Origin of the sequence: Thalassospira australica (assembly GCF_000763295.1) — a bacterium.
Lineage (GTDB): Bacteria > Pseudomonadota > Alphaproteobacteria > Rhodospirillales > Thalassospiraceae > Thalassospira > Thalassospira australica.
Window position 1 is genome coordinate 63,293 of record NZ_JRJE01000001.1, and the last position, 21,097, is coordinate 84,389.

Consider the following 21,097-nt stretch of genomic DNA (forward strand, 5'->3'; position numbering starts at 1 on the left):
GATGCATCTTTGTGCATGGCAGAAGCAGGCGACTGGCAATGACATTATTAATCGCGGCCCTGATTACCGGTATCGGTCTTGGCAGTATGTACGGGCTGATCGCGCTCGGTTTTCAGATCACCTACTCGGTGTCCTCAAAGGTCAATTTCGCCCAAGGGTCCATGGTGATGCTTGGTGCGGTTCTTGGCTTTGTCTTTTGCGAGAAATATGGTTTCCCGGTCATTGTCGGTTATCCTCTGGCGATCCTGTGTTGCGGGGTCGCTGGCATTCTGGTGGAATTTTTCCTTGTCCGTCCGTTTGCCGTTCGCAATTCCGAAGCCTGGCTGATGGCAACCGTTGCCGGTGGTATCCTGCTTGATAACACTGTGCTGTTTACCTTTGGCAATGAGCCACGCACCTTGCCATCCGCCCTTGTTGGTGAAAGCTGGAACATCTTTGGTACCGGCGTTTATCCGCAACAAATTCTGATCCCGATTGCCGCTATTGGTGTGGCCTTGGCACTGCATGCGCTGTTTCGTCATACCCGACAGGGGCGCGCCTTGCTTGCGGTTGTGCAAAACCTTCAGGCAGCCAAGCTGATGGGGATCAACACCACCCTTATGGTGACGGGATCCTTTGCGATTTCATCGATGCTTGCCGGGGCGGCCGGTCTTTTGATCGCACCGCTGTTTTCGGTGCATTCTGATATGGGAACGCTGTTTGGGCTTAAGGCATTTGCGGTGGCCATTCTCGGCGGCATGACATCGGCCTATAGCGTCATGCTGGCAGGGTTCATCTATGGTCTGGTCGAAGCCGGTGTGACCACCTATCTCGGATCTTCCTATACCTTCATCGTCGTGTTTGCACTTGTCATCGCGGTTCTGACCATCAAACCAAGCGGCCTGTTTGGCCGTGCGGCGATCAAAAAGGTCTGATGATGAAACCCGAATTCAAAATCAAGAATCCCATGCCGAAACTCAATAAATCCATTGCCCTTGATAGCGTGATTCTTCTGGCTGTTATTGCCGGTTTGATCGGCGTTTCGATCACGGGCGGCTATACCCAGTTCATCATCGGCCTTGTCGCCATCACCACGATTTTATGTGTTGGCCTGAATGTTCTCTATGGCCTGACCGGTCTAGTATCGCTTGGTCAGGTTGGCTTCTTTGCCATTGGTGCTTATGGCAGTGCGATCCTGACTTTGGCGGGATTGAATTTCTGGCTGTCCCTTGTTGCGGCAACTTTGATTGCCGGTGTGGCGGGGTGTGTTTTGGCACTGTCTGCTGTTCGCATGGCCGGGCCGTTTTTGGCGATGGTCACCATCGCCTTTGCCTTTATCGTCGAACATGGCGCGATTGAATGGCGCGCACTGACCGGCGGGCAGAATGGGCTGATGGGTTTCCCGATGCCTGAACTGTTTGGCTATATGTTTAGCGAAGCGGATCTGGTGATGCTCTGCGTGGTGCTGGGCGGGGTTGCTCTTTGGGCGTTTCGTCGTCTCGCGACCAGTGGCTGGGGCATGGCAATGACCAGCATGCGTGATGCGGAAATTGCTGCAAGTTCGCTTGGCTATAATGCCTTTGCCGTCAAGGCCAGTGGCTTTGCCATTGCCGCAGCCATGGCAGGACTGGCTGGTGCATTGTTTGCGCCGCTTATGATGTTTATTGCGCCGTCAAACTTCCCGCTGAGCCAATCAATCCTGTATCTGTTTGCCGTCATTCTGGGCGGTGCGGGCACTGTGCTTGGCCCGCTGATCGGCGCATCGGTATCGGTTTTGTTGCCGGAATTTCTGGCGGACTTTGCCGAATATCGTTTGCTGATTTTCGGTGGTCTTTTGATCGTGGTTCTGTTGATTGCCCCGCGTGGAATTGTTGGCGTGATTGAACGGTTCATTCCGCTGACCAAACGTGGTGTGAATGCCACACCCGCCCATGAGATTGAAGCAGGGCTTAAGGCCTATGAAAAATCCGATGGTCTGGTGGTTGATGATCTTTCCATCGCCTTTGGCGGGGTGAAGGCCGTCAATGGCGTGTCCTTCACGGCCAAACCGGGCGATGTGACATCCATCATTGGCCCGAACGGGGCGGGGAAAACCACGCTTTTGAACATCATCAGCGGGTTTTACAAACCGACGGCAGGGACCGTGCGAAGCGGGGGGCAGGACATTGCCGGAATGCCAACCGATTTTGCCGCCCGCAACGGCATTGCCCGGACCTATCAGGCGACCCGTCTGTTTGAAAATATGTCGGTCATCGACAATGTGATTGCCGGTATCCCGGTGGGACGTTTTGGTAAACCGTTTCGTGCGATTGCATCAAGTGCGAACCGCAACCATGCGGCCGGGCTTCTGGCATTTTGTGGATATGGTGGTGATATCGATGCCCGTGCGGGGGACTTGCCGCATGTGGACCGACGTCTGGTGGAAATTGCGCGGTCGCTTGCGACCAAGCCTGCGGTCTTGTTGCTTGATGAACCGGCCGCAGGTTTGATGCATGCCGACAAGGTGGCGCTTGCCAAACTGTTGCGCCGGTTGGCCGATGCCGGGATTACGGTGGTTCTGGTCGAACATGACATGGAAATGGTCATGGGCATTTCCGATCAGATTTTGGCCGTCGACGCCGGAACGCCGATCATCTTTGATGTCCCGCAGGCCGTACAGCAGGATGCCCGCGTGATTGCCGCCTATCTGGGCGATGGGGAAATGAAAGCCCGTCCACGCCCGATCCCGTTTGAGGCAGGCCAGTCACCCGTGATTGAAACGCTGCGTCTGACCGCGGGGTATGGGGCAGCACCGGTGTTGCAATCGGTTGATCTTAAGGTCCGTCAGGGCGAAATGGTTGCCCTTCTGGGCGCGAACGGTGCAGGCAAATCAACCTTCCTGACGGCATTGGCCGGGTTGTTGCGTCCAGTAACGGGCAAGATCGTTTTGAACAACGAATATATCCATGACCTTGCCCCGCATCAGATTGTTGAGCAGGGGCTTGTTCTTGTGCCCGAAGGCCGACAGGTCTTTCCGGAACTGACCGTGCGCGAAAACATCGAACTCGGGGCCTATAAACAGCCCAAACCGGTTGGTGCGGATGAACTTGAAGCCATCCTGACCCGCTTCCCGCGTTTGCGTGATCGCATCAACAGTCCTGCTGGTCTGTTGTCGGGGGGTGAACAGCAAATGATGGCGATTGCCCGTGGCCTTGTGGCCAAGCCAAAGGCGCTGTTGCTTGATGAACCCTCCCTTGGTCTGGCACCGGCCATGGTCGAAGAGCTTTATGCCATTTTGGGAGAACTTCGCGATGAAGGTGTGACGATCCTGCTCGTTGACCAGATGGCGACCATGGCGCTTTCGGTGGCGGATTATGCCTATGTCCTCGAACAGGGGCAGGTGGTTGCCGAAGGCAATGCATCTGATCTGCGTCAGGATGAACGGCTGATTGCGGCGTATCTTGGTGGTGCGGAACAGGGTGATAAGAACAAAGAAAAGGTGGCACAGTAAGATGCTTGATTATCTGGTGAGGAACGCCTGCCTTCCGGGCGAGAATACGCTTGTCGATCTTGGCGTTGCCGATGGCAACATTACGCAAATCGCCCAGTCGATACATGGTGATGCGCCAAGCTTTGATGCGTGTGGCCAACTGATCAGCCCCGGTTTTGTCGAAAGCCACATTCATCTTGATAAGGCCTGCATCCTTGATCGTGCCAAAAACGAAACCGGCACCCTTCAAGGCGCGATTAGTGCGGTCGCCAATGCCAAAAGCGGCTTTACCGAAGATGACATCTATGCCCGCGCTGCCCGCGTGATTGAAAAGGCAATCACCGAGGGCACCAATGCGGTGCGCACCCATGTCGAAATTGATCCGGGTATTGGTCTTGCCGGGTTCAAGGCGATCAAGCGCCTGAAAGCCGATTACGCCTGGGCGATGGATGTCGAGATTTGCGTTTTCCCGCAGGAAGGCCTGTTTAATTATCCCGGCACCGAAGAATTGCTGCGCGAAGCGTTGGACAATGGGGCGGATTTGCTGGGCGGTTGCCCCTATATGGATACTGATCCCAATGGGCAGATCCTGCGCCTGTTTGAAATGGCACGCGAATACGATGTCGATCTGGATTTTCATCTGGATTTCGATCTTGATGCCAGTTGGCGTCATCTTGATGAAGTTGCCAAACAATCCATCGCCTTTGGCTGGCAGGGCCGGGTGATGATCGGCCATGTCACCAAGCTGTCGGTGCTGCCCAAACCCGAACTCGACGACACGATTGCCATCATGCGTGATGCCGGGATTGGCTTGACCGTGTTGCCCGCGACCGACTTGTTTCTGACCGGGCGCGATCATGATCATTCTGTGCCGTGTGGTGTTGCCCCGGCGCACAAGCTTGCCGATCATGGGGTGTGCTGCACGATTGCGACCAACAATGTGCTTAATCCGTTTACGCCTTATGGCGATTGTTCGCTGTCGCGAATGGCGAACCTTTACGCCAATGTCAGTCAGCTTTCGACAGAGGCAGAGTTGGAGAATTGCTTTGCCATGGTGTCTGACGCCCCGGCGAAATTGCTGGGCCGATCCAGCAAGATCGCGGTTGGCCAAGCGGCAAGCTTTATTGTCCTGCCTGCCCAAAGCCGCGCCCAGGTGGTCTCGGAAATCAGCCGCCCGGTCTGGGGCATGAAAGACGGGCGGGTAACGTTTGAACATCCGGTCGCAAAGCTGTTTCGCCCTGCATAGGCATCACATGTATTGCTGCGGATACCAAAAAGCCTGCCAAGCGTCATTGCACTGGCAGGCTTTTGGGTCAGACAGGGTGGGGCACCTGTCTTTTTGATATCTGTGCGTGGTTATCTTGGCGCGTGACCATGTTCGCAGACGAAATCGACGTCCATGCGATCAATACCGATATCCTGAAGAATTTCACGCGGGGCATTGCGCAGCATTTCTGCATCACGGCTGACCTTGTAGGCCAGTGCCCATTTGCGCGGAAAAAGGACGAGCCAGCGCCAGATGGATACGCCCGAAACCGGCGCAACATTGGTGGAGGCGACGAGGGAGTTATTTGTAAACTGTGCTGGCATGATGCTGGCTCGCTAGTTTGTTTGCTAATAAGGGGTCAAAGCTTCCTTTGAGCCCGCAAACAATTTACGCGCTGCTTTTGTTTAACGGTGCGCAAGTTTCGCAAATCCATGCGAGATTTTCGCAAAAATTCCTGAAAAACGATTTTCTTTCGTCGCGCGCATAGGTCATGTTTGCGGACGGGGCGTTACATCATTTTTTGAGGCATTGAACTTTGGCGGAACTCGATACGTTCGACTATCGCCTGCTGGAGCTGTTGCAGGAAAACAGCCGCATGACAGGTAACGAGCTTGCACAAAGGGTTGGCCTTTCGTCGGCGGCCTGTTTGCGCCGTGTGCAGCGCTTGCGCGAAACGGGTGTTATTGAACGCGATGTTGCCATCGTCTCGCCCAAGGTGTTTGGCAAGAAGATGATGGTGATTGTGCTTTTGACCATGGAGCGCGACCGCCCGGATCGCTACATGCTGATGCGCGACGAATTCGCCAAAATGCCCGAAGTCGTTCAATGCCATCATGTGACCGGTGCGCATGATTTTGTGCTGCGCATACAGGTCAGCGACATGGACGAATACAGTGCTTTCGTCGACCGGGTATTTCATGAACCCTATATCAAACGCTATGAAAGTCTGGCGGTTCTCGGCTCGCTGAAATAGCGCCAAAAGGGGCTTTTGGAATATTCAATTAAAATGAATAATTAGGCCGATTATTCAATATTGGTGAAAAGTCAGACATCGGGCGCAAAGCCCAATATTGGACGTCATTTTAATCCTCATACAATTAAAATGACGTCCAAATCGAAAACCCGGCATGTGCGTTTCGTCATGCCGGAATGGTTTTTTCCGACGCATCAAACAGGTGAACATCACCGGATGCGAAATGCAGCCCGACAGTATCGCCAACGACGGCTTGGGAATGGCCGACGATGCGCACGGTGAACAGTCCGACGTTGGGCACATTGACATAGGCAAAGCTGTCCGAGCCCAGATGTTCCATCACGTCAATCTGCCCTGACAGGATCGCCGTTGTTGTGTCGGTGGCATCGCACAGCGACATGTGTTCGGGGCGGACGCCCATTTTGGTCGCACCTTCGGCGTTGCGACCGATATCGGATGTATTGCCATTGGCAAATGAAAGCGCGCTGCCCTTGCCAGTGCAATCGACCACGTTCATTTTTGGTGAGCCGATGAATTGGGCGACAAACAGATTGCCCGGATGGCGATAAAGATCAAGCGGGGAGCCGACCTGTTCGATCTGGCCGGCCTGAAGAACGACAATCTTGTCGGCAAGCGTCATGGCCTCTACCTGGTCATGGGTGACATAGACCATGGTTGCGCCGAGTTTCTGATGCAGGCGGGCGATTTCAAGGCGCATCTCAACACGCAGGGCTGCATCAAGGTTTGACAGCGGTTCATCAAACAAGAATGCCCTGGGTTCGCGAACAATTGCGCGCCCGATGGCAACGCGCTGACGCTGCCCGCCAGACAGGGCCTTGGGTTTGCGATCAAGATAGTCTTCAAGCTTTAGCGTTGCGGCAGCTTCATCGACCTTTTGGGTGATTTCATTTTTGGGCATGCCCGCCACGGTCAGGGCAAAGCCCATGTTTTCACGCACCGATTTGTGCGGATAAAGCGCATAGGACTGAAACACCATGGAAAGTTCACGTTCTGCCGGTGGTTTGCCCGTCACATCATCGCCGTCAATCAGGATCTGACCATCGGATGCCTCAACCAGACCGGAAATCAGGCGCAGCAACGTCGATTTGCCACAGCCAGACGGGCCGACGAAAATGACCAGCTCGCCCTCATTGATCTGAAGGTCGATGCCCTTGATGACTTCGATGCCGCCAAATGATTTACGGATGTTTTTAAGTTCGATCTGCCCCATTTTATTTGGCCTCCTGATCTGTGGTGTCGGGCTTGGGGGTGTCGGGCTTGAGGGTGTTGGGCATGGGGATGGTGGCATCAGTGGGCGTGCCTGCGCCCCTGGGCCGTGCGGACCAGTAAAGTGACATGGATGCCGTCCATGAAAAGTCGGTGCCACCACCGCCACGGCCCGTTACCGGGCAGAAATATTCACGATAATCGGATTGGTCGATAAGGGCTTGGGTATCGGCGCGGATACGTTCGGCAAGTTCGGTTTCGCCATGTTCAATCAGACCCGTGGAGATCATCCAGTTGATCATGGCCCAGACAGGCCCCCGCCAATATCGGATTGAATCAAACAGTTCATGGTTTGGATCAAAACTGGGCACGCCATGCTTAACCGATGAAAGCCAGCGTGACAGGGTTGCTGCCATCTTGTTGGCCCGGATTTTTTCGACCTTGCCGGCAAACAGGGCAAGCCAACTGCCCGATGTCAGCGCGGTTGCATGTTCATTTCTTCTGAGATCAAGGGTGACATATCCGCCAACAGCCTCAGACCAAAGTGCTTCAAACCCGGCATCAAGACGGGCAAGGCGGGCGGTTGCGCGGGTTGCGATATCATCATGGCCCAAAAGTCTGGCCATGGTGATCAAATCGCGTTCGGCGCGCCGCAGGATTGCATTCATTCCCGGTTCAGCGACCCAAAACGGACAATCACGCGCAATCACCTGCGGGTCCCAGTTACAATCGCGTCCGAATTTTACCAACGACATATAGTGGTCGTAGTCATCTTTTTTCGGGCGTTCGTCTTTGTTGACGATATCCGTGTCACGCCGGTGATAGGTGCCAACGCCGGTTGTATCGATAAAGGACAATGGACGATCCCAGTCCGGCAGATTGTCACGTCCGCTTTCCCAGGGGTGCATGTTTGCGACGACACCGCGGCCTTCCGGATCACGGGCATCGAGAAACCATTGATGCCAGCGATCAAGTTTGGGCAGAAGTTTGGCGGCGCGGTCGCGGTGGGCGTTAATATCTTCGGCCAGAAGGTGTTCGATCACGGTCGCGGCAACGGGGGGCTGTGTAATGCCCGATGTTGGCGGGGTGTCGGCGATATTTTTTGTGCCCCATTGTTCCGGGCCGGGGAAATAGCTTTTTTCCTCTTTCCAGAAAATGATGTGGGGCACCATGCCGTTGTCCCATTGTGCAGACAGCAGGCTTTCGACTTCCTGCCATGCGCGGTCGGGATCAAAGACGGAAAAGCCAAGTGCGACCAGAGCACTATCCCAGTTCCACTGGAACGGATAAAGCTTGGCACTTGGCACCGTATAGCCGCCGCGATCATTGGCCAGAAGGATTTCGGCGGCACGTTTGTTCGTGCCCGAAAGCTGATCAATCGACATGGTCATCCCTTTACACTCCCGGCGGTCAGGCCCTGAACGAGGAAACGTTCGAACCACAGGAAGATCACAAGGATCGGGACCGTTGCGATGACGGCCCCGGCCATCAGGTGCTGGCGGGGGACTTCCGATGAATTCAGCGATACGACCCCGCGTGACAGGGTGAAGATGTCGGGATCATCAAGGAACATGAAGGCAAAGAGGAACTCGTTCCAGGCAATCATGAAGACGTAAAGCGATACCGACGCCAATGCAGGCAAGGCCAGTGGCAGGGTGATTTTCACGATCACGCCAAAGCGTGACAGACCATCCATCAGGCCTGCTTCTTCGAGTTCGGCAGGCAGACCCCGGAAGTAGCCCTGCAACATGTAAAGGGCGACGGGAACCGTCGTCGCGGGATAGACAATCAAAAGCCCAACCACGGTGTTGCGCAGTCCAAGTTGGCTGAATACCGCGTAAAGCGGGATGACCAGAACGATCATCGGCACGAGATAGATCAGCAGGACCGAGCTTGAAAGAACTGTCTGGCCGGGGAAATTCAATCGCGCAACCGCATATGCCCCGGGAATGGAAAAGGCCAGCGTGATGATGACGGTCGATACCGAGACAATCGTTGAAATCAACAGGAACCGGCCAAAGTTAAACTCGGTAAACAGTTCGACATAGCTGTCAAACAGGCTGGCGGCCCCTTGTGTCAGGTTAATCGACAAATCCAGCGGGTTTAAGAACAGCTCCTGCTGGTTCTTCAGGCTGGTCATGACCATCACATAGAAAGGCAGAATGACAATCACGCTAAAGAAGACAAAGCCGAACCCCTTGAGCACACGCACGATCACAAGATCAATGCTGTAGCGTTTGAGCATGCCGCTGTGGATGTCGTTCAGGACCGCCCGGTTGGCAAATGTCACCGACAGGGCAATCACCCCGACGCCAAAGGCCTGTGTGAGCGAGTTTTGCGAAAAGGCCAGACTGAAAGGGGCCCCAAAGGATACCAGCATCATGGCAACAATCACGGCAGCAAACGCAACCATGTAAAGACCCGGTGTGCGGTCTTTGGGGGCGCGCATCAAAATGATGGCGGCATTTACCGCCCCGCCCAGTGCCCCGGCGGACATGATCGGCGTTGCGGCAAGCCCGGTAATCAGGGTCAGCGAAATGCCGGTGATCGCAACGGCAATCGCGCCCCATAGCAAGCCTGACAGAAGGCCAAGAAGAAGACCCGTACCAATACGCATTACGAATCCTCCCGGTGGACGAATTTGAAGTAGAACACGGCAAAAATCAAAAGCAGGACAAAGATGGCAACCGCGACCGCCGCCCCGGCCCCAAGATTGGACAGGGCAAAGCCCTGCTCATAGACATCAACGGTCAGGGTGCGCGTGCCTGCGGCCCCGCCGGTCAGAAGGAAGATGTCGTCAAACTTGTTGAACGTCCAAATAAAGCGCAGCAGGAACAGGGTCGATAGAATGCCCAGAAGCTGCGGCAGGGAAATGTGCCAGAATTGCTGAAGTGGCGTGGCACCATCGACCTCGGCGGCCTCGTACATGTCTGATGAAATGGATTGCATGCGGGCGAGAATAAACAGGAATGACAATGGGAAATAACGCCAGGCTTCAAAGGCAATCACCGTTGCCAACGCCAGCGGGAATTCGATGGTCATGCCAAAGATATCGATTGGCAGTGCCCGCTGACCAAAGAAATTCACCCCCTCATCGGCAAGGTTCATGCGCTGTAAAATGGCATTGAAGGTGCCGTTGAACGGATCAAGCAGGATCACCCATGTAAAGGCAACCGCGATCACGGGCGCAACATAGGGAAACAGAAAAAGTCCGCGAAGGATGGATCGTCCGGCGAACGGTTTGTTGAGCATTTGGGCGGCAAACAGCCCTAAAACCAGCGCGCCCAGAGTACCAAACACGGTATAGGCGAGGGTCACCCACAAAACCGACCAGAATTCGCGGGAATCAAAAATCCGTGCGAAGTTATCGAGGGTAAATTCGCTGTTGGTCAGGATGTTTTCGGCGTTCCCGGTAACGGTCGGTTCACTGTCACGCGGTGATACCGGATTGGCAGCAAAGCTTTCATCTGCAATGGCGGTGAGTTCAAGACGGGTGCGTTCGCCTGCTTCAAGCTGATCAAGCGTGCAGCGCACATCCGATCCATTTACCGTACATGCAGGGTCATCTGTGATGATGGTGATGCCAGGGGGAAGAGTATCAATCAGGACAACATCGGTGATGTCACCTTTGCGCGATGAATTTCGCATTCTGTACTGAATGCGAAATTCCTGCCCGGCGACATCCATATCCCCGCGCACACGTTCAGAAACCACCGGTGTCGGTGGGCGCAGATCAGATAATTTGACCGGCTTGACCGAAATCCAGAAGTTGGCAAGCAGCGGAAACAGCACAACGCTCATGACGATCAGGAACGTCGGGGCAAGCATCCAAAGTGCCAGCCGTGCTTCGCGCCGGGCCATAGGCCCCAATTTTGATTTACGCTTTGGCGGAGGGGCCGTTGCGGACGGTGTCTTTGTGCTTTGGGACGTGGTCATCGTCTTGCCATCCGTTCTGAAAATCGGAAGTCCGGGGCACCGGCATGGTTGGGTGCCCCGGATACAAGGCTGTGCGTCGCTTATTCGATGGCGGCGATTTCTTCGTTGATCAGGTCAGCCGTGGCTGCGGCGTCACGTTCGCCGTCGATATATTCACGAACGTAGCGGTTGACCACCTGACTGTTGATGATGCGCGATGCCAACGAAAGCTGACCTTCGGCAACACCCCAACGGTTTGCGGTTTCAAGTCCGGAAACGATGTCGGTGATGACGGCCGGATCATAAAGTTCCGACAGCGGCTTTTTGCGATCGACGCCAACCGGCAGGGTCGACCATGCCTTGACGAATTTTTCCGGATCATCGGCTGTGCCGTGACGGACCGGGAATTTGCCCTCTGGTGCGATGGAAAGCGTGCTGGTGTAGCCTTCATCAAGCGAGAATTTGACGAATTCCTCGGCGGCATCGGTATCGGCATCATTGGTAATGCCGAAGTAACGAATGTCACCCCATGCCGCGCCATCCGGATTGGACGGGCCCATCAGGCGGGTCACAACACCGGTTTTGGAGGCCAGTTCATCAGAGGTCGGATCATCATTGATGGTGGGCGGCGCACTGTCACGAAGACCGGCCAATTCATCAAGGATGAAGGGTGACCAGATGATCATTGCTGTCTTGCCCGCGAAATAAAGCTCGCGGGACTGTTTCCAGTACAGGTCACCGGGCGGGGATGCTTCGGCGATGGATTTATAGAATTCCAGTGCCTCGACCAGCTTGTCCTTGTCAAAGCCAACCGAACCATCCGCGGAAACCGGGGTTGCACCGTTGGCGAGGAAAACATGTTCAAGCACCTGGCTCATGAAGTTTTCGTCGATCTTGGTCGCGGCGACGAAGCCATACATTTCGGGCGGATTATGCAGCGCATCAAGCGCCTTTTGGATGTTGGCATAGCTGTTGGGAGCCTCTAGGCCTGCTGCATCAAACAGATCCTTGCGGTACAGAACCATCTGAGTCCAGCCATCTGACGGCACAGCAGCCACTTCGCCGTCAAAGTCGGCCATCGAAAGTGCGGCTGGTGCGAAGGTGTCCTTGCCAAGGCTGGTGACAACTTCGTTGTTGGCTTCGGTATCGAGAATGCCTGCTTCGGACCAGGGCAGAACGTATTGCAGGGTCAAATAGATGACGTCTGGCAAATCACCAGCGGCATAGGCGGCCGTGGCGCGCGTGCCCAATTCTGACTCTGTGACCGGGATGACTTCAACGGCGGTGCCTGTTTTGGCTTCGAACTGCTTGGCCATTTCTTCTTGTTTGGCCAGGCGTTCGGGTTGTTCTTCGGTGGTCCAGAAACGCAGCTGGGCACTGGCGATGCTGGTTGAGACCAGCAAGCCGGCTGCTGCGAGCGTCAATGAACTCATCAATGCACGCTTAATGTTCATGAGATGCCTCCCTTGGCATTGGCGGCCAGCTTCAATGCTGGCGGGTTGGCTGACCCACGGATGGTCAGCGATGCTTCCCACAGAATTTGGGAAAATTCGGATGCAGGCGCATTGGCCTGCGAAACAACGATCCGGCCGACTTCACGGCCGATCTCATAGCTGGCCTGTGCCATCGTGGTCAGACCGGGGTGAATGGCTTCGCCCATGGGCAGGCCATCAAAACCAATGACGGATATGTCACGCCCGACCGTGATCCCGGCATGGGCAAGTGCATGAATGGCACCAATTGCGACGGCGTCGGTGACACATAAAAGGGCTGTGGGGCGGTCGGGGTGTTTGAGGAGTTCGGTCACCGCATCGCGTGCGGCCATTTCATCGGTGATGCCGTCATGAAGGTAGCCTGGCAAAACAGGGCATTCGTGTTTTCGGGCGGCAGCAAGATATCCCGCGCGGCGTTGCCAGGCATAGTTAAGGTCGGGATCGCCCCCAAGATAGGCAATCTTGCGATGCCCCATACCAACCAGATGATCCATCGCATCGGCAAATGCCTTTTCATTGTCGATATCAAGCCATGCGTAATCGTCGCAGTTTTCGGTGCGCCCCTGTACGACAAAGGGCAGGTTGGCTGATCTGAGGAAATCGACCCTTGGGTCCTTGCGCTTGGTGCGTGCGATCACGAAACCACCGACCTTTCCCGATCGGATCAACCGGTCCATGACTTCGACTTCGTCATGGCCATCGGGGACGGCTGCGACCAGCAAATCCCAGTCAGACAAGGCAAGTTCGGTCGCCAGACCATCAAGAATTTCGGCCAGAAACGGATCAATCTGATGGCCATCGCGGGCCGGTAAGACAAAACCGACGGTCTCGACAACACCGCGTGCCAAGCGCCGTGCTGTCGTAGACGGGCGATAGCCCAATTCATCTGCGGCCTTGCGGACCCGTTCGATGGTTTTCCGGGCAATGTCGGGATAATTGTTCAGGGCGCGTGAAACGGTTCCTTCTGACAAGCCAAGATGCTTTGCCAGTTGGGCAATAGACACAACCTCACGGCGTTTTTTAACCCGCGACACGGAACCTCCCTTATGCTTTTTCATCATCTTGTTGATGATGTTGGCTGTTTCCGAAACCGCTTTCGGAAACGTTCGAAACGCTATACGAAACCGCTTTCGGTTGTCAAATTGTTGATTTTGAACGATTTAATTTTGCGCCGCGAGATGGGCCTGGCGCTATTCTTAGGGATGGGGATATTCCGCGGGGAATCTTGGTTGTTGTGCGGGTTAAGGGCGGTTATCAACCAAAGGTATAAGCGATATTTGCTGCTTCCTGTTGCGACGCACACCGTCAACGAACAGGTGCCCAAAAGGCGCGTTCTTGACCAGCAGGTCAGGACTCGGCACAAAAAATGGCGGGCCAAATATGCGATGGCCCGCCATTTTACGTATTAGATCAGGATATACACCGCTTAGCTGAAATCGAGTGCGCGGTCGCCGTTGGCATCCTTGATGCGGGTCGGAAGACCCATGCCGTTGAGCAAATTCAGGAACGGTTTGGATGGCAGTTCTTCGACGTTTGCCATCTTTTTCACATCCCATTCACCGGTGGCGATCAGCATTGCAGCCGCGACGGGCGGCACGCCGGCGGTATAGGAAATGCCCTGACTTCCGACTTCGGTGTAGGCGTCCTTATGGTCGGCCACGTTATAGATCAGGACTTCGGTTTCCTTGCCGTCCTTCGTGCCCTTGACCAGATCACCGATGCAGGTCTTGCCGGTATAGTCCGGGGCAAGCGAGCTTGGATCGGGCAGGCAGGCCTTAACGACCTTAAGCGGCACGACTTCGAGGCCTTCGGCGGTGGTAACCGGTTTTTCGGACAGAAGACCGATGTTTTTCAGCACGGTGAAAACATTGACGTAGTGATCGCCAAAGCCCATCCAGAAGCGCACATTTGGCACATCAAGGTTCTGGGACAGGGAATGGACTTCGTCATGGCCGGTCATGAAGGTCTGGCTTTCGCCGACAACCGGCATATCCCAGATCTTTTTGACTTCGAACATCTTGTTGGACTGCCATTTGCTGTCCTGCCAGGAATAGACCGTGCCGGTAAATTCGCGGAAGTTGATTTCCGGATCGAAATTGGTGGCGAAATATTTGCCGTGGCTGCCGGCATTGATGTCGATGATGTCGATCGAGTCAATCTTGTCGAAGTAGTCTTCGACGGCCAGTTTGGCATAGGCATTCACAACACCCGGATCGAACCCGACGCCAAGGATCGCGGTTGTGCCAGCGGCTTCGCATTCTGCGCGGCGCTTCCATTCATAGTTGGCATACCATGGCGGGTTTTCGCAGATCTTGTCCTGCTCTTCATGGATGGCGGTATCAAGATAGGCGACACCGGTTTTGATACAGGCCGACATGACCGGCATGTTGATAAAGGCAGAGCCGACATTGATGACAATCTGGCAGCCGGTTTTTTCAATCAGGGCTGCGGTTGCATCAACGTCCGTGGCATCGAGTGCGTGACCTTCAAGAACGCCTTGTTCTTTGAGGTTTTTCTTTTCATGGATGCTGTCGATGATGGCCTGGCACTTTGATGCCGTGCGCGATGCGATATGAATATCGCCAAGCACGTCATTATGCTGTGCGCATTTATGGGCAACCACCTGTGCGACGCCACCTGCGCCGATAATCAGAACATTCTTTTTCATGTCGGGCCAAAAACTCCCCTGTTTTGAGAGGTGGGGAAATCGCTTTCCCCGGTTCGCTATGAAAACTGCGCTTTCGTGTTTTACGAAAGGCTCGAAACGTAATCGTCAAAGGTGAACTCACGCACGACGCGCTCTGTTCCGTCGAGTTCCCGGATCACGATGGACGGCATGCCGACCCCGTTAAACCAGTTCTTTTTAACCATGGTGTAACCGGCCGCATCTTCAATGGAGATGCGGTCGCCGACCTTGATCTCTTTTTCGAAATCAAATTCGCCAAACACGTCACCGGCAAGGCATGACTTGCCACAGATCATATAGGGATGATCGCCGGTGTTGGGCAGCACCTTGGCATTTTCGCGATAGATCAGAAGATCGAGCATGTGGGCTTCGATCGAGCTATCGACGATGGCAAGGTTCTTGCCGTTAAACAGGGTATCAAGCACGGTGACTTCAAGGGTGGTGCTGTTGGTGATCGATGCTTCGCCGGGCTCAAGATACACCTGCACGCCGAATTTCTCGGAGAAGGCCTTAAGGCGGGCGCAGAATTTATCAAGCGGGTAATCATCGCCGGTGAAGTGAATGCCGCCACCGAGGCTGACCCACTCAACGCGCGCGAGAAGCGATCCGAATTTTTCCTCGATATCGGTCAGCATGCGATCAAACAGATCAAAGTCGGCATTTTCGCAGTTATTGTGGATCATGAAGCCGGAAATCTGATCCATCACCGCTTCGACCTTGGCAACATCCCATTCGCCGAGCCGCGAAAACGGGCGGGCCGGATCGGCGAGATCAAAGCTTGAGGTCGAGACCTGCGGGTTGAGCCGAAGCCCACGCACGATGTTTGACGCCTGATCGGCAAAACGGGTTAGCTGGCCAATGGAATTGAAGATGATCTTGTCGGCATTTTCGATCACCTCCGTGATTTCATCATCGGAATAGGCGACACTATAGGCATGCGTTTCCTTGCCGAATTTCTTGCGGCCCAGCTTGACCTCATAGAGCGAGGATGACGTCGTGCCATCCATGTAGTCCGACATGAAATCAAACACCGACCAGGTCGCAAAGCATTTAAGCGCCAGCAACGCCTTTGCGCCGGAATGTTCGCGTACATAGGCGATCTTTTCCATGTTGCGCAGCAGCTTGGATTTATCGAGCAGGTAATAGGGCGTTGCGGGCATGGGCGGCTCTCTACAACTATGTCACGGGGAATGCGGGGTAACGCGGAACGCGCGATCAGGCGTTTATGTTCCGGGTTTGGGCAAAATCACCAGTCTGGTGGTGGTAACAACCGGCTTTTCTAGTGATCAGCCTGACGGTGCGTCATCCAATAGACAGAGACAGATAAACTGTATTCACTCATCAGACGCCTCCATCTTTCGGGTTGTTGCAAAGCTGCGCGTTGCCATTCATCAATCGGCGGTAACGGCATGTGTGTTTGCCGCGTCCCAATAGCAGCGAGGACCGGGGCGGTCAATACTGCAATGCCCCCTATGTAATGCAATTCTGCGTATCAAGGCATGTTGTGGTTTCATGACGCTTTGATCAAGGGGCAATCGCATTGATTTTGATTTGTTATTTCCTATCTGTTTATCTAGGGACTGTTGAGAAACAGGATGCCGTCGTGGTTGCCGCCTGAGGGCAGCAATGCCTTTGGGACGAGGGCGGCAATGCCTTGGAACGGGGCGTTTTTCAACAGGCCCCGGGGCAAGGGGATGAAAAATGACGTTGCCTTGCCTGCATCCATAATAAAGACAGCGAATTGTTTTAAAAACCGACAGGATAAAACCAGACGGAGGAGCCAATGTCACCCGCACCTGTAAGTGTCGATCATCTTGCTTTTCCGACCCGTGACCTTGAGGCAACCGACCATTTTTATTCCAAGGTATTGGGGGCTGCACTTGTCCATGCCGAAAGCGGGTATAGCCCATCGTGGAAAAGTGATTATTTGCTGATTACCTATGCACTGCCCGATGGCACGCGGCTGTCCTTTTTTGACTGGCCTGCTGATACCGGGCCGTATCCGGATGATCCTGATATGCCCGATGATGTTTTCCACATCGGTCTTCGCTGTGGCGCACCCCGCGATGTGATTGCCTGGCAAAACCATCTGTTTCAGCACAAGATCGTTTATCACAACGAAGATGATGGCAGGACGCGGCGCCTGTTTGTGCGTGATCCCAACGGCATCCGGTTTGAAATTTTTGCATCCGAAACCGCCAAATCCGGCGAAGACCACAAAGATCGTGCACGGTCGGTTGTCGACGAGTGGCAAAAGATTGCCGGCCGTTAGGCTCGGGTTTTGGGGCAGGGGCCGCTGCTTTGGCGGATGATCAGTTCGGTCGGAATGATCGCTGGTCCGGTTTCGGTGTTGGTAAAGGGCGCTTTTGCCCCCAATCGATCCAGCAGGAGGGTGATGGCCTGTTCGCCAAGCCGACGGCGCGGTTGGCGCACGGTTGTGATTGGCGGGTCATAGGCCGCAGCGTGCGGGATGTCATCAAAGCCGACGACTGACAGGTCTTCGGGAATGCGCAGGCCATATTCCTTGGCCGCGACAATCACACCAATTGCCATGCCGTCACTCGCACAGCTTATCGCGGTCGGGCGGGTTTTGGCATCACCAAGCAATGCGCGCCCTGCCGCGATCCCGGAATCGATTGAGAAATCCCCGCGATAGACCAGGGCCGGATCAAAGCCGATGTCCGCAGCATCAAGCGCGCGGCGGTATCCGGCAACCCGGTCGATGGTCAGGATATTGTTTGACGGGCCGCTGACATGGGCAATGCGGGTGTGACCGAAATCGGTCAGATGGCGGGTGGCAATAAAGGATGCCTCGTCATTATCAATGATCACGGTTGGCAAGGCACAGCCCGGGATGCGTTCGCAGGCAATGACGACGGGGGGCGTGGCATTTGCCGGGGCATTGGCAAGCGGTGCGGGCAAGCGCCCATTGAGCAGGATCATGGCATCGGCCTGATTGCTGCGCAGATAGGCGGCATAGGTTGCCTCGCGTTCGGGATCGTTTTGCGTATCACCGATCAGAACGTTATAGCCCGCCTGACTGGCACCTTTTTCAATGCCCGACAGAATCGCTGAAAAGAACGGGTTTCCGATATCAGGCACCAGCAAAAGAATCATGCCAGACCGGTTCAGGCGCAGGTTCCGCGCCATGACATTGGCGGTGTAGCCGGTCGCGGCGATGGCTGTTTGCACTTTTTCACGGGTGGTTTCGGAAACCACATCGGGTTTGTGCAAGGCCCGGCTGACAGTGGCAATAGAGACCCCTGCGTGGCGGGCAACATCTTCAATCGTCGCGATTTTTTCATTCATGCTTCTTCCTACTCCGCCGGTCACAGGCTGTCCAGCAGCATTCACTGTGCGTGTTTGGGGGGTGATTTTGGTCACTCTGAGTAAAATGTAAAGGTTTACATAAAAAATGAAAACGTTTACACAGGAGTCAATAAGCAGTTGATCGCAAAAAATGCGACGCTAGGGAGGATATATTCATGACGGATGCGGCAGTTCACGCCGTTGATCCCGGTCAACAGGCACGTCTGCGCCTGTCTGGTCGGCAGATTTGCAAGTCATTTGGCCCCGCACAGGTGCTGTTCGATGTTTCCATCGATCTGCATGCCGGCGAGGTCCATGCACTTTTGGGGGAGAATGGTGCAGGCAAATCGACGCTGGTAAAAATCCTGTCTGGCTATCACCAGCCGACCAGTGGTGAACTTGTCCTTGATCAGGCGCCGGTCACATTTGCCGACAGCGAAGTCGGGGAAAACCATGGTGTGATCCTGATTCATCAGGAACTCAATCTGGCCGAACAGCTTACCGTTGAAGAAAACATCTTTTTGGGACGCGAGATCAAGCGGGGCTGGTTCCTTGACAAGGCCGCGATGCGCGCCGAGACCCGCAAGCTTTTGGATCAGTTGCAATGCAATATTGATCCGCGCACCCGCATTCGCGATTTGCCTGTTTCAGATCGCCAGATGGTCGAAATTGCCAAGGCGCTTTCGAAAAACGCCGATATCCTGATCCTTGATGAGCCAACCGCGGTTCTGACCGGGCGTGAGGTCGACATCCTGTTTGATCAGATCAAGCGTCTGCGCGCGCAGGGCGTGGCGATCCTTTATATTTCCCATAAGCTTGACGAAATCAAAGCCATTGCCGACCGGGTAACCGTGCTGCGCGATGGCCGCCACATCACCACCGAACCTGTCGCCGGTCTTGAAAAAGACGATATGGCGCGCCTGATGGTGGGGCGTGACATCAAACAGATGTTCCCCGACCGTGAAGCGGTGCAGGCATCTGACATCGCCCTTTCGGTGCGCGATGTGTCTGTTCCTGGACAGGTCCGCGATGCCGGTTTTGATCTTCGGCGCGGCGAGGTTCTTGGTTTTGCAGGCATCGTTGGTGCGGGCCGTACGGCCCTGATGGAAGCGATCATCGGATTGCGTGAACGTTCATCGGGTGACATTGCGCGCAACGGTGCACCGGTCAGTATCAAGAACCTTCAGGATGCCAAAAAATGTGGCATTGCCTATTTGACCAAGGATCGCAAGGGCAGCGGATTGTTGCTTAATATGGATATGCGGCCGAACCTGACGTTACTGGCGTTGGAGAAATTTGGCCGTGTGATCATTGATCGCAAGGCAGAAGAAGCCGCCCTTGAACGCGCGATTGAGGCTTTTGATATTCGCGCGGCCGACCCGAAAACCAAGGTCGGTGATTTTTCCGGGGGCAATCAGCAAAAGCTGTTGCTGGCGAAGGTCATGGAAACCGACCCGGAAGTCGTGATCATCGACGAGCCAACGCGTGGCATCGATATCGGTACCAAAAGCCAGATTTATCATTTCATCGGCGATCTTACCAAGCGGGGTAAGTCCGTCATTCTACTGTCGTCGGAAATGCCCGAAATGCTTGGCCTGTCTGATCGCATCGTGGTCATGGCTGCAGGCCGCATCACGGGCATTCTGGAAGGAAACGACCGCAACGAGCATGAAATCATGCGGCACGCGACAGGAATATCAGGCAAGCAGGGAGTGTCTGTTCATGAGTAGCCTTGAACGAACCGAAGCTTCGACTTCGAAAGGGTTAAACATCGATTTCAAAGCATTGGGCCCGTTTCTCGCACTTGTGGCGCTGTTCGTTATCGGAACCGGTATCAACGAAGCGTTTCTGAGCGGTGGCAACCTTGCGAATATTTTCACCCGCGCAGCCTTTATCGGCATCATTGCGGTGGGGGCGACTTTTGTGATCACGGCTGGCGGCATTGATTTGTCGGTCGGGTCGATGGCAGCCTTTATTTCCGGGGCGATGATCGTTGTGATGAACACGCTTGTCGCAACCCTTGGCGCCGGGATCGAGACGGTGCTTCTGGGGGTGCTGATCAGCATCGTGCTTGGCATCGGGGCCGGTGCGGTCAACGGTTTGGTCAGCACAAAGGGCAAGATCGAAGCATTCATCGTCACATTGGGGACGATGGGGATTTACCGGTCGCTGGTTACCTATATGGCGGATGGCGGAACCCTGTCGCTTGATTTCGAAGTCCGTGGTGTTTATCGCCCGGTCTATTACGGTGACATCCTTGGCATTCCGGTGCCGGTGCTGGTGTTCTTTGCTGTGGCGGTTGCCGGCTATGTGCTTTTGAACATGACGCCGTTTGGCCGGAAATGTTTTGCCATCGGCTCAAACGAGCAGGTTGCGCGGTACTCGGCGATCCATGTCGATCGGGTCAAGACCCTGACCTATGTCATTCAGGGGCTGTGTGTATCGATTGCGACCATCATTTACGTGCCGCGCCTTGGTTCTGCATCAAGTTCCACGGGTGTCTTGTGGGAACTTGAAGCGATTGCCGCGGTGATCATTGGCGGCACGATGCTTAAGGGCGGCTATGGCCGGATCTGGGGCACGGTTATTGGCGCGATCATGCTGACGACCATTGGCAATATTCTGAATTTGACGGATGCGATCAGTAATTACCTGAACGGAGCAGTTCAGGGGCTGATCATCATCGTCGCCGTATTCCTGCAGCGTGGGGACTGGCGACGCAAAAAGAGCAAATAACCGGCGATCAACGTTCGGGAAGAATGTGAAAACGCATCATTTT

General features: G+C 54.8%; 18 protein-coding genes. 8 read left to right on the plus strand and 10 right to left on the minus strand.

Annotation, left to right across the window (positions count from 1 at the left end):
* Nucleotides 1-38 precede the first annotated feature (38 nt).
* Genes JF44_RS0100280 through JF44_RS0100290 form a run of 3 tightly spaced genes read left to right on the plus strand, consistent with a single transcriptional unit; the run spans nt 39 to nt 4,694 of the window.
* The gene (locus JF44_RS0100280; RefSeq protein ID WP_033066960.1) at nt 39-914 is read left to right on the plus strand and encodes a branched-chain amino acid ABC transporter permease; all 876 of its coding nucleotides are present in this window, start codon (nt 39-41) and stop codon (nt 912-914) included.
* Nucleotides 914-3,469 (plus strand): branched-chain amino acid ABC transporter ATP-binding protein/permease, encoded by a 2,556-nt coding sequence (locus tag JF44_RS0100285; RefSeq protein WP_202901459.1) that lies wholly within the window; start codon nt 914-916, stop codon nt 3,467-3,469. Before JF44_RS0100280 ends, JF44_RS0100285 begins: the two co-directional genes overlap by 1 nt.
* Nucleotide 3,470: 1 nt before the next feature.
* Nucleotides 3,471-4,694: an amidohydrolase family protein gene (locus JF44_RS0100290; protein ID WP_033066961.1), complete on the plus strand. Its 1,224-nt coding sequence runs from the start codon at nt 3,471-3,473 to the stop codon at nt 4,692-4,694.
* A 110-nt stretch (nt 4,695-4,804) separates the two neighbouring features.
* Here JF44_RS0100290 and JF44_RS0100295 read toward each other — a convergent pair whose 3' ends face one another.
* Entirely contained in the window at nt 4,805-5,038 is a 234-nt protein-coding gene (locus JF44_RS0100295; RefSeq protein ID WP_033066962.1) for a hypothetical protein, read from the minus strand.
* A 212-nt stretch (nt 5,039-5,250) separates the two neighbouring features.
* Here JF44_RS0100295 and JF44_RS0100300 point away from each other — a divergent pair, with 212 nt between their 5' ends.
* On the plus strand, nt 5,251-5,688 hold the full coding sequence (locus JF44_RS0100300) for an Lrp/AsnC family transcriptional regulator (RefSeq protein WP_033066963.1): 438 nt from the start codon (nt 5,251-5,253) through the stop codon (nt 5,686-5,688).
* Between the two features lie 166 nt (nt 5,689-5,854).
* Here the strand turns inward: JF44_RS0100300 and JF44_RS0100305 are convergent, their stop codons facing one another.
* The 6 genes from JF44_RS0100305 to JF44_RS0100330 all read right to left on the minus strand — a co-directional run bounded on the left by JF44_RS0100305 (nt 5,855) and on the right by JF44_RS0100330 (nt 13,357).
* On the minus strand, nt 5,855-6,919 hold the full coding sequence (locus tag JF44_RS0100305; protein WP_033066964.1) for an ABC transporter ATP-binding protein: 1,065 nt from the start codon (nt 6,917-6,919) through the stop codon (nt 5,855-5,857).
* Between the two features lies 1 nt (nt 6,920).
* Entirely contained in the window at nt 6,921-8,306 is a 1,386-nt protein-coding gene (locus JF44_RS0100310) for an MGH1-like glycoside hydrolase domain-containing protein (RefSeq protein WP_202901460.1), read from the minus strand.
* Nucleotides 8,303-9,532 carry a carbohydrate ABC transporter permease gene (locus JF44_RS0100315; RefSeq protein ID WP_033066965.1) on the minus strand — a complete coding sequence of 410 codons (1,230 nt, stop codon included), beginning with the start codon at nt 9,530-9,532 and terminating at the stop codon, nt 8,303-8,305. The genes JF44_RS0100310 and JF44_RS0100315 overlap by 4 nt, the downstream gene beginning before the upstream one ends.
* Nucleotides 9,532-10,851, minus strand: coding sequence for a sugar ABC transporter permease (locus tag JF44_RS0100320; RefSeq protein WP_033066966.1), 1,320 nt, complete (start codon nt 10,849-10,851; stop codon nt 9,532-9,534). Before JF44_RS0100320 ends, JF44_RS0100315 begins: the two co-directional genes overlap by 1 nt.
* An 80-nt stretch (nt 10,852-10,931) precedes the next feature.
* The gene (locus JF44_RS0100325) at nt 10,932-12,284 is read right to left on the minus strand and encodes an ABC transporter substrate-binding protein (protein WP_238318334.1); all 1,353 of its coding nucleotides are present in this window, start codon (nt 12,282-12,284) and stop codon (nt 10,932-10,934) included.
* Complete coding sequence (locus tag JF44_RS0100330) at nt 12,281-13,357, minus strand: substrate-binding domain-containing protein (RefSeq protein WP_162181373.1); 1,077 nt, start codon at nt 13,355-13,357, stop codon at nt 12,281-12,283. The genes JF44_RS0100325 and JF44_RS0100330 overlap by 4 nt, the downstream gene beginning before the upstream one ends.
* Before the next feature lie 12 nt (nt 13,358-13,369).
* Between JF44_RS0100330 and JF44_RS20425 the strand changes: the two genes are divergently transcribed.
* Nucleotides 13,370-13,732: a hypothetical protein gene (locus tag JF44_RS20425; RefSeq protein ID WP_033066967.1), complete on the plus strand. Its 363-nt coding sequence runs from the start codon at nt 13,370-13,372 to the stop codon at nt 13,730-13,732.
* A gap of 17 nt (nt 13,733-13,749) precedes the next feature.
* On the opposite strand, the gene JF44_RS0100340 is transcribed toward JF44_RS20425, so the two are convergent.
* Complete coding sequence (locus JF44_RS0100340; protein ID WP_033066968.1) at nt 13,750-14,991, minus strand: saccharopine dehydrogenase family protein; 1,242 nt, start codon at nt 14,989-14,991, stop codon at nt 13,750-13,752.
* Nucleotides 14,992-15,071: 80 nt separating this feature from the next.
* Nucleotides 15,072-16,169: a carboxynorspermidine decarboxylase gene (gene nspC / locus JF44_RS0100345; protein ID WP_033066969.1), complete on the minus strand. Its 1,098-nt coding sequence runs from the start codon at nt 16,167-16,169 to the stop codon at nt 15,072-15,074.
* 623 nt (nt 16,170-16,792) lie between these two features.
* Between nspC and JF44_RS0100350 the strand changes: the two genes are divergently transcribed.
* Entirely contained in the window at nt 16,793-17,281 is a 489-nt protein-coding gene (locus tag JF44_RS0100350) for a VOC family protein (RefSeq protein WP_033066970.1), read from the plus strand.
* Here JF44_RS0100350 and JF44_RS0100355 read toward each other — a convergent pair.
* The gene (locus JF44_RS0100355) at nt 17,278-18,318 is read right to left on the minus strand and encodes a LacI family DNA-binding transcriptional regulator (RefSeq protein WP_033066971.1); all 1,041 of its coding nucleotides are present in this window, start codon (nt 18,316-18,318) and stop codon (nt 17,278-17,280) included. The two genes, JF44_RS0100350 and JF44_RS0100355, sit on opposite strands and share 4 nt — an antisense overlap.
* Before the next feature lie 176 nt (nt 18,319-18,494).
* Between JF44_RS0100355 and JF44_RS0100360 the strand changes: the two genes are divergently transcribed.
* A complete protein-coding gene (locus tag JF44_RS0100360; RefSeq protein ID WP_052065293.1) occupies nt 18,495-20,048 on the plus strand; it encodes a sugar ABC transporter ATP-binding protein in 1,554 nt (517 codons plus the stop codon).
* Complete coding sequence (locus JF44_RS0100365) at nt 20,041-21,054, plus strand: ABC transporter permease (protein WP_033066972.1); 1,014 nt, start codon at nt 20,041-20,043, stop codon at nt 21,052-21,054. The genes JF44_RS0100360 and JF44_RS0100365 overlap by 8 nt, the downstream gene beginning before the upstream one ends.
* The last annotated feature ends 43 nt before the right edge of the window (nt 21,055-21,097 follow it).